The 12590-nt window shown below is 69.5% G+C and carries 14 protein-coding genes; 4 read left to right on the top strand and 10 right to left on the bottom strand.

The window, feature by feature from the left end; genetic code table 11:
• The first annotated feature begins 19 nt into the window (after window positions 1-19).
• Window positions 20-1096, top strand: coding sequence for a hypothetical protein (locus ACIBQX_RS30250; RefSeq protein ID WP_397010380.1), 1077 nt, complete (start codon window positions 20-22; stop codon window positions 1094-1096).
• 292 nt (window positions 1097-1388) lie between these two features.
• On the opposite strand, the gene ACIBQX_RS30245 is transcribed toward ACIBQX_RS30250, so the two are convergent.
• Window positions 1389-2000 (bottom strand): TetR/AcrR family transcriptional regulator, encoded by a 612-nt coding sequence (locus ACIBQX_RS30245; RefSeq protein ID WP_397010378.1) that lies wholly within the window; start codon window positions 1998-2000, stop codon window positions 1389-1391.
• A 114-nt stretch (window positions 2001-2114) separates the two neighbouring features.
• Here ACIBQX_RS30245 and ACIBQX_RS30240 point away from each other — a divergent pair, with 114 nt between their 5' ends.
• Window positions 2115-2930, top strand: coding sequence for an SDR family NAD(P)-dependent oxidoreductase (locus ACIBQX_RS30240; protein WP_397010376.1), 816 nt, complete (start codon window positions 2115-2117; stop codon window positions 2928-2930).
• Window positions 2931-3011: 81 nt separating this feature from the next.
• On the opposite strand, the gene ACIBQX_RS30235 is transcribed toward ACIBQX_RS30240, so the two are convergent.
• Both ACIBQX_RS30235 and ACIBQX_RS30230 read right to left on the bottom strand, forming a co-directional pair.
• The gene (locus tag ACIBQX_RS30235; protein ID WP_397010374.1) at window positions 3012-3215 is read right to left on the bottom strand and encodes a hypothetical protein; all 204 of its coding nucleotides are present in this window, start codon (window positions 3213-3215) and stop codon (window positions 3012-3014) included.
• A gap of 351 nt (window positions 3216-3566) precedes the next feature.
• Window positions 3567-4709, bottom strand: coding sequence for a hypothetical protein (locus ACIBQX_RS30230; RefSeq protein ID WP_397010372.1), 1143 nt, complete (start codon window positions 4707-4709; stop codon window positions 3567-3569).
• 1252 nt (window positions 4710-5961) lie between these two features.
• On the opposite strand from ACIBQX_RS30230, the gene ACIBQX_RS30225 reads away from it, so the two are divergent.
• On the top strand, window positions 5962-6900 hold the full coding sequence (locus ACIBQX_RS30225) for a hypothetical protein (RefSeq protein WP_397010370.1): 939 nt from the start codon (window positions 5962-5964) through the stop codon (window positions 6898-6900).
• A gap of 37 nt (window positions 6901-6937) precedes the next feature.
• Here ACIBQX_RS30225 and ACIBQX_RS30220 read toward each other — a convergent pair whose 3' ends face one another.
• From ACIBQX_RS30220 to ACIBQX_RS30210, 3 genes are all read right to left on the bottom strand, one after another.
• The gene (locus ACIBQX_RS30220) at window positions 6938-8044 is read right to left on the bottom strand and encodes a winged helix-turn-helix transcriptional regulator (protein ID WP_397010368.1); all 1107 of its coding nucleotides are present in this window, start codon (window positions 8042-8044) and stop codon (window positions 6938-6940) included.
• Between the two features lie 80 nt (window positions 8045-8124).
• Window positions 8125-8415, bottom strand: a complete 291-nt coding sequence (locus tag ACIBQX_RS30215; protein WP_189138474.1) for an MTH1187 family thiamine-binding protein — start codon at window positions 8413-8415, stop codon at window positions 8125-8127.
• Window positions 8412-8588, bottom strand: coding sequence for a hypothetical protein (locus tag ACIBQX_RS30210; protein ID WP_397010366.1), 177 nt, complete (start codon window positions 8586-8588; stop codon window positions 8412-8414). The genes ACIBQX_RS30215 and ACIBQX_RS30210 overlap by 4 nt, the downstream gene beginning before the upstream one ends.
• Before the next feature lie 299 nt (window positions 8589-8887).
• On the opposite strand from ACIBQX_RS30210, the gene ACIBQX_RS30205 reads away from it, so the two are divergent.
• A complete protein-coding gene (locus ACIBQX_RS30205; protein WP_397010364.1) occupies window positions 8888-9196 on the top strand; it encodes a hypothetical protein in 309 nt (102 codons plus the stop codon).
• Window positions 9197-9200: 4 nt separating this feature from the next.
• Here ACIBQX_RS30205 and ACIBQX_RS30200 read toward each other — a convergent pair whose 3' ends face one another.
• From ACIBQX_RS30200 to ACIBQX_RS30185, 4 genes are all read right to left on the bottom strand, one after another.
• Window positions 9201-9524, bottom strand: a complete 324-nt coding sequence (locus ACIBQX_RS30200) for a hypothetical protein (protein ID WP_397010362.1) — start codon at window positions 9522-9524, stop codon at window positions 9201-9203.
• A gap of 10 nt (window positions 9525-9534) precedes the next feature.
• A complete protein-coding gene (locus ACIBQX_RS30195) occupies window positions 9535-10212 on the bottom strand; it encodes a uracil-DNA glycosylase (protein ID WP_397010360.1) in 678 nt (225 codons plus the stop codon).
• A 98-nt stretch (window positions 10213-10310) separates the two neighbouring features.
• Complete coding sequence (locus tag ACIBQX_RS30190) at window positions 10311-11210, bottom strand: carbohydrate ABC transporter permease (protein ID WP_397010358.1); 900 nt, start codon at window positions 11208-11210, stop codon at window positions 10311-10313.
• Window positions 11207-12583: an ABC transporter permease subunit gene (locus tag ACIBQX_RS30185; protein ID WP_397010356.1), complete on the bottom strand. Its 1377-nt coding sequence runs from the start codon at window positions 12581-12583 to the stop codon at window positions 11207-11209. The genes ACIBQX_RS30190 and ACIBQX_RS30185 overlap by 4 nt, the downstream gene beginning before the upstream one ends.
• Window positions 12584-12590: the final 7 nt, after the last annotated feature.

Here is a 12590-nt window from a genome sequence, read left to right as displayed (position 1 = left end):
ACGCACGTCGGAGGCTCTCATGAACATCGTCCTTTCGCTGCCCCACGCGTTGACGTCCCTGTTCGTCGTGGTCGCCGAGCGGATCCCGTTCGACGTCACCGCCGTGCCATGGCGGGTGGGCGCGCCCCACAGGAGGGCCGCCATCAGAGCGATCGGTGGTCCGGCGCTGCTGGTCACCCATCAGCCGACACGGTGGAGACCCGGCCGGACCAGCCTCACGGCCGACGAACGGCGCCTGCTGCGCCGATCCGGGGAGCACCTCGTCGTTTCCACGACGGTGCCACCGCACGAGCTGCCCGGCGGCGTCCAGCTCGCCCGCGCGACGGCCCGCGCGCTGGCCCGCGCGTACGACGGCCTGCTGATCGACCCCCTGAGCGGCACGGCCGTGCCCGCGTGCGAGAGAGCTGAGGGGGAGCCGGTGGACTTCGACCTGGGTGACGACTGGCTGGGCTGGGACATCCACCCCCACGACACCACCACCCGCCCTGGGTCTGCCTCCTCAGTGGGCACCCCACCCCGGAGTTCTCGCGCGCCGGACCTCTCGGCCGTCACCCCGGCCTGGAGCCCTCGCGCGCTGGGGCGGAGCCGTCGCGCACCTGAGCCGGGCGTCCGCGACGGCCTGGGCGTCCGCGAAGGCCTTGGCGTCACCTCGCGAGGACTCCGGCGCTTCGCCGTGCCCGAGATCACCCTCGACGGCGCGGCCTGCACCCACCACCGATGCGCCATCGGCCTGCTGCGCACGGTCGCCCACCGCCTGGTCACCGACCAGCTGGCCTTCGTCGCCGCCCACCCTGACATCCGGCAGCGCGCCATCGACGACCATCTGCGGATAGAGCCGCTCCGGCCCGGTGAGCCGCCCTTCGCCGTCCGTCTCACCCCCTGCGAGACCGGCTCCCCCGAGCCAGGACGAGCGGGCGGCACCACCCGCCTCAAGGTCGCCCCCGCAGGCGGCACCGACCAGGCCACCTGCCTCAGAGCCGCCCCGCCCCCAGGCTTCCCAGACACCTTCGACGCCCGGCCCCATGCGGGTCCTGGAGCCATCCTGACCGCAATCGACGGCCACACCTCGGACCCATCACGGGCTCTCGCCGCTTGAGTGCCTGTGTCCGAACCGGTGATCTTTCCTAATGATCATGCTGCGGGGGCCGGAACATCGAGCACCTCGATTCGCTCTGTGTGATCGCTTGGCTACTGGCATTCAGGAGTGGTGCGGGGCAGCGCGCCGGAGGGGGCGCGTCCCGCAGGGCGTCCGGCCGGTAGCAGCTGCGACGGCCCGACGCCTTCGTCCAATATGGGCGGGAACGCCTGACGGGCCTGTTCGGTCGGCGGATGATGGCCTTGTGGAGCAGCGGCGTTGTCCATGTTGTGGGCGAGAACTGCCGGAATGGTTACGGGCGGACGCCGATGTCCGGTCGCATGGCTTTGAGGAAGGCGTCGACGAGGGCGTCGGCGTACTGCGGGGTGAGCGGGCCTGAGCGGAGCAGCCAGCGCTGGTAGAGGGGGGCGTACAGCAGCTCCAGGGCCAGGTCGAGGTCGGCGTCGGCGGCGAGTTGGCCGGCTCGCTGGGCGCTGCGCAGCCGGGCCTTCTTGGCCTCGTCGACCGGGCCGGCCAGTTTCTCGAGGTATTGGGCAGCCAGTGCCGGATCGTTGATGATCTCGGTGTTGAGCGCGCGGATCGGCTTCTCGAACGCCGGGTCGGCGAACTCGGCCACCGTCGCCCGCATTACCACCCTGAGGTCGGCCTTCAGATCGCCGGTGTCGGGCAGCGCCATGTCCCGCTCCGGCCCGCCCTCGCTGAGCGCCAGGAAGGCGTCCAGGACCACCGCGCCCTTGGAGGGCCACCAGCGGTAGATCGTCTGCTTGCCCACGCCGGCCCGGGCCGCGATGGCCTCGGTGGTCAGCTTGGCGTATCCCACCTCGGAGACCAGCTCGCGGGCGGCGGTGAGGATGGCCTGCCGGGAGCGCTGGCTGCGGCGGGCGGGGTTGGGCTGCTTGGCCATGTGCCGGATCATAGCACCGCAAAAGACGAGACGTGCCGTCTTGACATCATAGCGAGGCGAGACGTACCGTCTCTTTTCGTAAGCATTGGACCCAAGCAAGAGGAGGTGGAGCCCATGACCCGGGTGTGGTTCATCACGGGCGCGTCACGAGGACTGGGCCGGGCGTTCACGGAGGCGGCGCTGCAGGCGGGCGACCGGGTGGTCGGGGCCGCGCGCAACGTCGAGCCGCTCGCCGATCTGGCCCGGCGCTATCCCGACGCCCTGGTGCCGCTGCCGCTCGACGTCACCGACCGCGCGGCCGTGTTCGCGGGCGTGGAGCGGGCGGTAACGGCCTTCGGCAAGCTCGACATCGTGGTCAACAACGCCGGCGTGATGCTTCTGGGCATGCTGGAGGAGGCGACGGAGGGGCAGATCAGAGCCCACTTCGACGTCAATCTGTTCGGCGCGATCTGGGTCACCCAGGCCGTGCTCCCGCACCTGCGTTCCCAGGGTTCCGGCCGCATTTTGCAAGTCACCACGATGGGCACCGGCGGCGGCTTTCCCATGGTCGGCCTGTACGCGGCCGGCAAGTCGGCGTTCGACTCGGTCTCCGAGGCCGTGGCGGGAGAGGCCGAGCAGTTCGGCATCAAGCTGACCATCGTGCAGATGGGCGGCTACGACACCGGCCTGTTCACCACGGGCACCACGATGACCGCGCCCGATCCGCACTATCAGGAGTTGCGCGACAAGCTGATCGAGATGTGGGGCGATGAGGCCGGTCCCGCCCCGGAGACCGCCGCTCCGGTGATCATGGAGCTGGTGGACCTGCCGGAGCCGCCGCGGCGCCTCATCGTCGGCGCCGCGTCCTACGACATGGTCCAGCAGGACCTTCAGGGCCGGGTGGCGGAGTACCGCGCCTGGGAGCACCTCAGCCGCAGAGCGCCGGGATGACCCGCCCGCAGGACGAGCGGCGCGCGCCTGCCGAGGCGCTTCCGACGGAACACCCCGGTAGGGCGGCACGGTGACGCGCGATCACGCCTTCGCTGACCGGCCATCCTCCCAGGTCACGAGCAGGCCCGGCGGCTTCACCACCGCTCCGGTGCCGGGGCGGCCGTTCGCGGTCGTGGGGAACATCCCGTACTCGGCGACGTCGAAGATCGTGAACTGGTGCTTGGAGGCGCCGTCCCTGCCCTCGGCCACGCTGCTCAGCCGCCAACGCCTCCCGCCGCTCAGCACGCTTACGCGCCCGATACGCTCGCATCCCGCACGCCGCCTAGCAATAACGCCGCCGCCCGGTAGACCGGATCGGCAACCGTCCACCACACCACGCACCGTCGGGCACTGCTCACTTCTGGAATATGCCTCGGGACACGCGGCCCTGGCCACTACGAGCAATCCAGAAGTTCAAGTCGGCCCGACCGAAAATCCATGATCACCGGCTCGGGCGCAGGCACTAAGCCCGCCGGTTATGGCCAGGGAATGGGTTCCCGGTGGGACAGGTCCCGGTGGGACAAGTGCAACGGTGGGACAGGTCCCCGGTGCGACAGGTCAACGCGACCACCCGGTTACGGGACGCTCGCTTGTCGGTTACTCGGCGACGGGCAGCTCGCCAGTGGCTGGAGGTTGCCCGGTGCCCGGATGCTGGCCGGCAGAGGCGGGCAGACCCGTGACGGCGGATTGTCCCGTGACGGCGGGCTCGTCCCTGAGGGATGGCTGGGGGGTTGCCGGGGGCTGGGTCGTGGCCGGGGGACTGCTTTGTAACGGGGCGCTCGCTGGCGACGGGAGGTTGCTTCGGGACGGGTGGGTTGCCGACGACGGGAGGTTGCTCTGAGCCGGGAGGCCCTGGGATGGCGGGAGATGGCTTTGAGACGGCGTGCTTGCCGGTGGCCGTGGGCTGGTCTGGGAAGGAGTGCTCGTTGGTGGCTTGGGGCTGTGCGGTAATGAGGTCTGGCCTGTGTCGTGGGGTTGTCCCGTGACGGGGGGCTCGTTTCTGGCGGATGGCTGGGCGGTTGCCGGGGGCCGGGGCACGGGCGAGGTGGGCAGGGTCGGGGAGAAGGCGTGCCACTCACGGGGCTTGTCAGTGGGGCCCGGGGAGGAGGCTGCCCAGACTGCCTCCGCGCAGATGAGGCGAGCGGCCTCGACAGGCTCGGCGTCGCGGACGTGATAGCCCTCTTCGTCACGCCACAGGACGGTGACAATGCCGGTGACCAGCGTCGTGCCACTCATCACGTCCTCGTACACCACCCGGCGGTTCACGGTCAGCGTCTCGTGGTCCGGAGCTCCAGCGCTCTCCCAGCGCCAGCCCCGGCAGGTGTCGCCGGGCTCGGCCTTGTTGACGCGGATGTCGGTGACGAACGTACGGGCACCGTCCCGGTTAAGGATCGCGGAGGTACGCATGCGGGTGACCAGAGCCCGTGCCAGCTCATGGCGGCGCTCAACCGGCCAGTTCACAGCTTCGTGCGAGATCGGCAGCCATTGCGGGCCGAGGTCGGGATACCGCCCCGCCAACGCCCTCCACCAGTCCGGCCACCCCTCACGCTCAGCCGTCTCGGCCAGGCCGCGCTGCCTCAACGTCTCCGCCATCCGGTCGAACGGAGTGTCAGGAGGCAGCCCTCTGGCGGTCAGGAAATCGGCCATGGTCGCCCCCTGCTGGGCGAGCCGCTCCTCCAGTACGGCCTGCTCGCGCGCGACCCGAGCCGCCGGCCAGTCGGCCGCCTCAGAAACCGGCACCTGGACCGGCAGAGCCCTTTGCTGCCCCCCACCGCCAAGACTCCCCGAAGGCCCTGCGCCCGCCCCGGGCACTCCAACGCTCACAGGAACAGCCGACGCCCGAACCTCCGCCGAGAAACGCCCCGCGCCGGCAGCCGGGGTCCTGTCACCTGTCGGAAGCCCCGGTACGTCAGACGCCCGAACCTCCGGGGCGGGCGGGTGGGTCCGCGCGCCGGAGGCCGGTGTTCCGGCGTCTGGCTGCGGGCTTTGGGCATGGGTGGCTGGGCCCCTGAGATCTGGCGGTGGGGCTTGGGTGTGGGTGGCTGGGCCCCTCAGGTCTGGCGGTGGGGCTTGGGTATCGGTGGCTGGGGCTCCCGGGCCTGGAGGGGAGGTTCCTGTATCGGAGGCCGGTGGTCTCCCGCCTGGCGGCAGATCGTGTGTGTCTGTGCCGGAGACCCTCGGGGCCGGCGGGAGCCCCTGGGCGTCGGTGGCCGAGCCCCTCTGGTCGGGTGGGAGGTTCTGGGCGTCGGTGGGTGGGCCGCTCAGGGCCGGTGGCCGGCTCTCCGCCTCGGGAGTCGGCGTATGCGGGTCAGGCAGGAGGCTCTGTGCAGGGGAAGCCGGCGGTGTCGCGTTCGAAAGGAAGTCTTGGGGGTCAGCAGCGGACAGGCTTTCGACATGGTCGGGGCGGGCGTGTCTGGCAGGGTCGAAGGCATCTCTGATCGGCCAGAACCGGATCAGCCATCGTTCGGGCTCCCTGCTCTCGTACGCCTTCTCCAACTCCTCCTCCGACCCGGTCTGCGGAAGCTCCCCGGCAGGCTGGGAGTGCGCGGTCAGGCCGTACAGGAAGTGCGGTGGGCCGATGACGAAGCGCTCGGTGGCGTCCTCCGCGACCGAGCCGACGGCCACGAAGCCGGTGCCGCCCTCGATGGTGGTGTTCTCGACGGGGATCCAGGCGGGGGCCGGCTCGGGTGGCCGCGAGTCCCAGGCTTCCAGGCGGATGTGGGCGAGGTCGCCGTCACCGGGACTCTCCAGGAGGATGTCACCGTCGTTGCGTTCGAAGAAGATGGCGAGCTCCCCGAACTCGACCAGCACCGTGTTGTCGAGACCACGGATCAGACGTGCCACCGGACCTGCCTTCGCCCTCATAGTTGATCACTGGCTTCGGAGCTTAGAGGACTCTGCCGACAAACCAGATCAGCGAGCTCACCGCCTGCGATGCGGCTTATTACGCCTGGGTCCGGAACGTCCGGGAGCGATCGTTCGTACACCAGATGTGACCCAATTCGAAAACCTTGATCAGGGACTGCGAGAGGCGCGGGAGGGAGTTCGGAGGTTCGACCATCTGGCGGGGCGGCGGTCGGCGATCGCGGCCCAGGTTCGGGAGGTCAGCGAGCTGATCGGTCAGCTGGAGGCGGAGCTGGCCAAGGAGCGGCACGATGTGGCCAGGCTGGAGGGCGGCTTCGCGGGGTTCGTGGCCGGATTGGTCGGATCCAAGCAGGAACGGCTGACCAAGGAGCGGGCCGAGGCGGAAGCGGTCCACGAGCGGCTGGACGGACAGCGGGGGAGGCTGGCGCAGCTGACCGGCGACCTCGACCGCACCGACCGCGAGCTCGCCGAGACCGCTGGGGCGCACGAGTCCTACAGGCGCCTGCTTGCTGAGAAGGAGCGCCTGCTCGTGGAGCTGGGAGACGAACGAGGAGCCAGGCTCATGGAGCTGGCCACGCTGCTGGCCGACGCGCTGGCCGATCTCCGGGAGCACGAGGAGGCGCTCCAGGCGGGCATGACCGCAGGCCAGGCCGTGGACCAGATGCTGAGCCTGCTCAACAAGGCACGCGGGGCCTCGACCTGGGACATGCTCGGTGGCGGCGCCTACACCGACGCCGTCGAGCGTCACCACCTCAAGGCGGCGGACCAGACGGCGTGGCATGCCCAGCGGGCACTCGACGTCTTCTCCCGGGAACTCGCCGACCTCGGCTGGGTGGCCGACCCGCGGCTGCCCGAGGTGGACACCCGGTGGTTCGCCGACGTGTTCTTCGACAACATCATCACCGACGCCCTCAAGCACCAGCGCATCAACCGCACCCGCGACGCCGTCGCCGAGATGTCCCAATGGGTCGGCGAAGCCGTGCGTACGCTCACCCAGCGCAGCGGCGAGTTGCACCAGCGTCGAGAGGAACTGCTTCTGGAGAGGGAGCGGCTGATCGCCGCCTGAGCCTTTCAGGGGGAGGGGCTGGTGGGTGGCTGGGCTGTCAGTACGTGTGGGGGCGGCCTCGGGTGATGGCGCGTGCTGCCGTCAGGGATTGGCCGATGGCCGTGGGGATGTCGAGCACCGGAAAGATGACATGGCGTACGACGCGGAGGCGGTCCACTACCAGGATGAGGCGTTTGAGGCGCATCGCCTGACCTGCGCGGAACGTCGGCAGGCGAAGTGCGGCCGCCAGCCTCAGGTCCATGTCGGAGAGCAGGGGGAACGCGATGCCCTCGGCCTCGGCGAAGGCGGCCTGCTCGTCGGGCCGTTGCGTGCTCACTCCGTGGACGGCGATCCCCTCGACGGCGAACTCGGGCAGTCTGTCACGGAAGAGACGGTTCTCCAGGGTGCACCCCATCGCGCCAGGGATTTCGTCCCAGCGTGGCGGCAGGGCATCGGGCGAGCCTGCCGCGGGATAGACGAACAGCACCGTGGCCCCGGCATCCGCGACCACGTCATCCCACCCCGCGTCAGTAACGCCGACCACCTCTGAGCCGACCTGCGCCACCGCGGCCGTATCGATCTGCGCCACGGTGGCCGGACCGATCTCAGGAGCCGAGTCGGGCGGCACCGTGGTCTCGGGCCTTGGGAAGGGCTGCGCTGTGCTCGCGGGGCTTGACGGGAGGACGCTTGTGGGCCCTGGCGCGGGGTCGGGGGTCCCTCGGGGTCGGGTGGGAGCACGGGTGGTGGGGAGGGAGAGTGGGGCGGGGATGCGGGTGCCGAGGAGGGCGTGGACTCGGGCGGTTTCCGAGTTGTGGGATTCCGGCAGGGCGGTGAGGGCGCCGGCGCCGAGCAGCCAGCGGTCCGCCCAGTCCTGCATGGTGATGAGCAGGGGGGCCAGTGCCCAGCCGGTGTCCGTCAGGACGTACTCATGGCGTACAGGCCGGGTCTGGTAGGGGTCGCGGGTCAGGACGCCATGCTCGACCAGGTGCTTCAGGCGGTCGGTGAGGATCTTGCGGGAGATGCCGAGCTCGCCGAGCAGGTCTTCGAAGCGCCGGTGCCCGCGGGCCACCTCGCGCACGATGAGCAGGCTCCACCAGTCGCCGATGACGGCGGCTGCCTGGGCGATCGAGCATTGAGCGTCCTGCGCACGCAACTCCCGGCTCATGAGGCGAATATATCGGGATAAGTCTCTTTAGGGAACTGACTGACCGGCCGTGCCGAGCCGGCGTTCAGTGAAAGGGTTGCTCAGCTCAGGTGGCGTTCCAGTGACTCGACCTTGCTCGTCATGCCGTCGGTGACGCCCGAGCGCATGTCGGCCTTGAGCACCAGTCCCACGCGGGGCGCCACCTCGGCCACGGCGTCCACGGCGTTCTTGATCACCCCCATCACCTCGTCCCAGTCGCCCTCGATCGTGGTGAACATGGCGTCGGTGTGGTTGGGCAGGCCGCTCTCGCGCACGACCTTGACGGCGCGGGCGACGGGCTCGGCGACGCCTTCGCCGACGCCGAGCGGGGTGATGGAGAATGCCACGATCACGATGTGCCCCCTTGAGGCTCCTGACGCGGACCGTCCGCGCCGACGAACGTGGCCAGGAGCCGCTCGAGCCGGTCCTGCTCGTCGGCGGTCAGCTTCGCGAAGATGGCGGCGCTCACCTGGCTCTGGAGATCTTCGATCCTAGCGAGTGTCTGCCGGCCGGTTTCGGTCAGCACCAGTACGGCCGGCCTCGGGGCGCCGTGCGAGCAGGCCCTCCGTTTCAGAGGTGGCCACCAGCGGGGTGACCGCGCGTCCCCTGACCCCCGGCGTCTGGGCGACTTCGGCCATCTTGAGCCCGGCGGCGTCGTCGCTCGCGTACGGCAGGCTTCTGGGGCGAGGTTGCTCCAGAGCCTGACACTGGCCGACGCCGCACGTTCCTGCGGCCGGCCACCTTCACCGACGTGTTCACGATGAAGGGCGCGGCCATCGGGCTGGGCATGATGGCCGCGGTGCTGGGACGTGGCAATACCCGCAGATGATCAAGGTGCGGGGCATCGGCGTCTTCGCCCGGCCGGTGTTCGAGGATCCGGACCGGTCCGCCGGTCAGGCCCTGGAGCCGGCCGGTGACGAGCTCACCGTGCCTCAGATCGCGCGGAAGGTGGGCAAGAGGTATGCGACCTTCCCGAAGGCGCTGCTGCGCCTGATGGGCAAGGGGAGCAGGATGCTCTTCTGGTTCGGGGAGTCGGGTTACGACGCCGGCATCCCCGCCCTCCGCGCGCTCCACCCCGGCCTGCTCAGCCTCGACGGATGGCCGGCCGGTGGTCAGCGCCAGGACGCGCGCTGACCGGTCACTGGTGGATGTGCTCTTCCTCTTCCTCGTCCTCGCTGGGACCGTCGGAGGGCTCGACCCCGAGCACGGCCTCGCGCGGCTCGATCTCGTCGATGTGCTCGACGAGCTGCAGCACGTGCTCGGGCTCGATCAGCCACTGCAGGGCGGAGGCGCCGGTCTCGTCGGCGGAGACGAGCTCCGCCTGCTCGGCGCGCTCCTCGTCGGAGAGCTCGGCGTCGGGGTGGCGGATCTCGGCCAGCGCCGCAGCCTGGAGAGCGTCCACGTCGAGCACTTCGACCGTCAGCTCGACCGTGAGACGTAGGAACTTCTGTGCATCACTCATGGCGACGAGCCTAGGGCAGCTTCCACTCCACAGGCGCCGCGCCTTGCTGGACGAGCAGCTGATTGGCGCGGCTGAACGGCTGGGAGCCGAAGAACCCGTTACGGGCCGACAACGGTGAGGGGTGGGCCGACTCGACGCGCGGCACCTTGCCGAGCATCGGCGCGAGGTTACGCGCGTCGCGCCCCCACAGGATCGCCACCATCGGCTTGTCGCGGGCCACGAGGGCGCGGATGGCCTGCTCGGTGACCTCTTCCCAGCCCTTGCCACGGTGTGAGGCGGGCTTGCCCGGCATCACGGTCAGCACCCTGTTGAGCAGCAGCACGCCCTGGTCGGCCCAGGGTGTGAGGTCGCCGTTGGCGGGGCGGGGCAGGCCGAGGTCGCTCTCCATCTCCTTGTAGATGTTGAGCAGGCTGCCCGGCAGCGGCCGCACGTCGGGGGCGACGGAGAACGACAATCCGATCGGGTGGCCGGGCGTGGGATAGGGATCCTGGCCCACGATGAGCACTTTCACCTCGTCGAAGGGCTGGTTGAAGGCGCGCAGCACATGTGCCCCCGCGGGGAGGTACTGCCTGCCTTCGGCGATTTCCTTGCGCAGGAACTCGCCCATCTGGGAGATCCGCTCGGATACGGGCGCGAGAGCCTCGGCCCATCCGGCTTCGACGACTTCGTTCAGGGGAAGACCGGCCATGGCCGATGAGCTTAGTCAGGTCCGGTACGGCATGCGTACCGAACGGGGGAGAATGATCATAAAGGCGGGCGCCCGCGGGGTGCGGGCGCCCGCGGGGGCTACTTGACAGAGCCGGCCATCATGCCCTGGACGAAGTAGCGCTGGAAGGCGAAGAACAGAATCAGCGGGATGATCAGTGACATGAAGGCGCCGGACGACAGGATGTCGATGTTGGTGCCGAACTGTCGCATCTGAGACTGCAGCGCCTTGGTCATCGGCTGGCTGTCGGTGTTGGCGAAGACCAGGGCGATGAGCATGTCGTTCCAGACCCAGAGGAACTGGAAGATCCCCAGCGAGGCGATGGCGGGCTTGCCCAGCGGGAACACGATCTGGACGAAGATCTTCCACTCCGGGGCGCCGTCCATCCGCGCCGCCTCCAGCAGCGAGGACGGGATGCCGACGAAGAAGTTACGCAGCAGGAAGATCGCGAACGGCAGCCCGAAGGCGACGTGGAACAGCACCACGCCGGGGATCGTGCCGAAGATCCCGACGCCTCCGTAGATCACGGCCACCGGGATGAGCGCGATCTGGATCGGCACGATGAGCAGCCCGACCACGATCAGGAAGAGCGTGTCGCGGCCCTTGAAGTCCATCCAGGCGAACGCGTAGGCCGCCATCGCGGCGATCCCGATCACCAGGATGGTGGTCGGCACGGTGATCGCCACCGTGTTCCAGAAGGACGCGGTGAAGCCGCTGGCCAGCAGGCTGCGGTAGCTCTCGAAGGTGATCTCGGCCGGCTTGGTGAAGATGGTCCACCAGCCCTCGGCCGCGTTGACCTCCGGCGTGCGCAGCGAGACCACCAGGAGCCCGAGTGTGGGCACCAGCCAGAACAGTCCGAGCAGCACCATCACGACCTGGAGGGCGCCGCCTCCCAGGCGGTCGACGATCCGGCCGACCAGGCTTCTCTGCGGCGCTCCCGCGTGCGTCGGCGCGGGGGCCGGGGCCGTCGCGGTCGTCATGTGTCTTCCCTCCTGAACCTGCGGATATTCATGATCATGAAGGGCAGGACCAGAATGAGCAGGAAGATGGCGAGCGCGCTGCCGAGCCCCTGGTTGTTCCCGCCGCCGAACGACACGCGCCACATCTCCAGCGCGACCACGTTCGCCTCCGGCTGGACCGACGCCGGCGCGATGATGAAGACCAGGTCGAACACCTTCAGCGTATTGATGATCATCGTGACGAAGACGACGAGCAGCACCGGTGAGAGCAGCGGCACGGTGATCCGCCGGAACACCTGCCATTCCGTGGCGCCGTCGATGCGGGCGGCCTCCAGCGAGTCACGCGGGATGGCCGCCAGTCCCGCCGCGATCAGCACCATGGCGAATCCTGCCCACACCCAGACGAACGCACCGATGATCGCCGGTGTGATGAGCGTCGGGCCGAGCCAGGTCAGGCCGTTGTAGGCGCCCACGAAGTTCGCCTGCGGTAGTCGTACGTCATAAGAACCCGCAGGCAGGCCCTCGAACCGGAAGGAGCCGTCCTCGGCCGTGGTGGCGGTGCCCGCCACCTGGCCGTTGCTGACCGCTTCCACGGTCATGCCGGGCAGCCCCTTCTCGGAGCCGTCCACGGCGCCGTTCACACCGCCGCCACCGGGGGTGAAGTCGAACCAGACGGTGCCCGAGAGCTGGTCGCCGCCCGTGGCGGCGCGGGCGGGCTGGGCCTCGGCCGGCATGAACTCCGGCTTGACGCCGACGATCGGGATCAGCACCGGCTGACCGGACTGCATCGGCTGCTTGGTGACGACCGCGCCGCCCTCCGCGGCGACCGCGGACTGCTCGCCCTCACGCGGCCGGGCGCCCGGATAGCCCTGCGAGGAGGAGAACGTGTCGTGCACGGTGGTCAGGATGGCGTTGGCCACGCCCTTGTCCGGGTCCTCGTCGTACACGAGGCGGAAGATCACGCCGGCGGCCATCAGGGAGACGGCCATCGGCATGAAGACGATCAGCTTGAACGCGGTCGCCCACTTGATGCGCTCGGTCATCACCGCGAAGATCAGACCCAGCGTGGTGACCATGATCGGCGCGGCGATCACCCAGATGAGGTTGTTCCGGATGGTCTTGAGCATGCTGCCGTCGGTGAAGATCGTCACATAGTTGCCGAGCCCGACGAACCCGTCACCGGGAGCGTCGAACAGGCTGCGGAAGATGGAGTAGACGATCGGATAGACCACCCAGATACCCAGCAGCAGGGCCGCGGGGAGCAGGAAGGCGACGGCCATCATCGGGGATGGGCCGAGGCGTCGTTGCTTACGGGGGGTGTGAGCGGGTCCCGAGGTGGACCCGCCCGAGGTTTCCTCGGGCGGGGCCTGCGGGCCGTCCAACCTTTCGGTCACGGCCTTA

The organism is Nonomuraea sp. NPDC049714 (assembly GCF_044465295.1).
GTDB lineage: Bacteria > Actinomycetota > Actinomycetes > Streptosporangiales > Streptosporangiaceae > Nonomuraea.
This window is presented reverse-complemented; position numbering and strand designations above follow the sequence as displayed.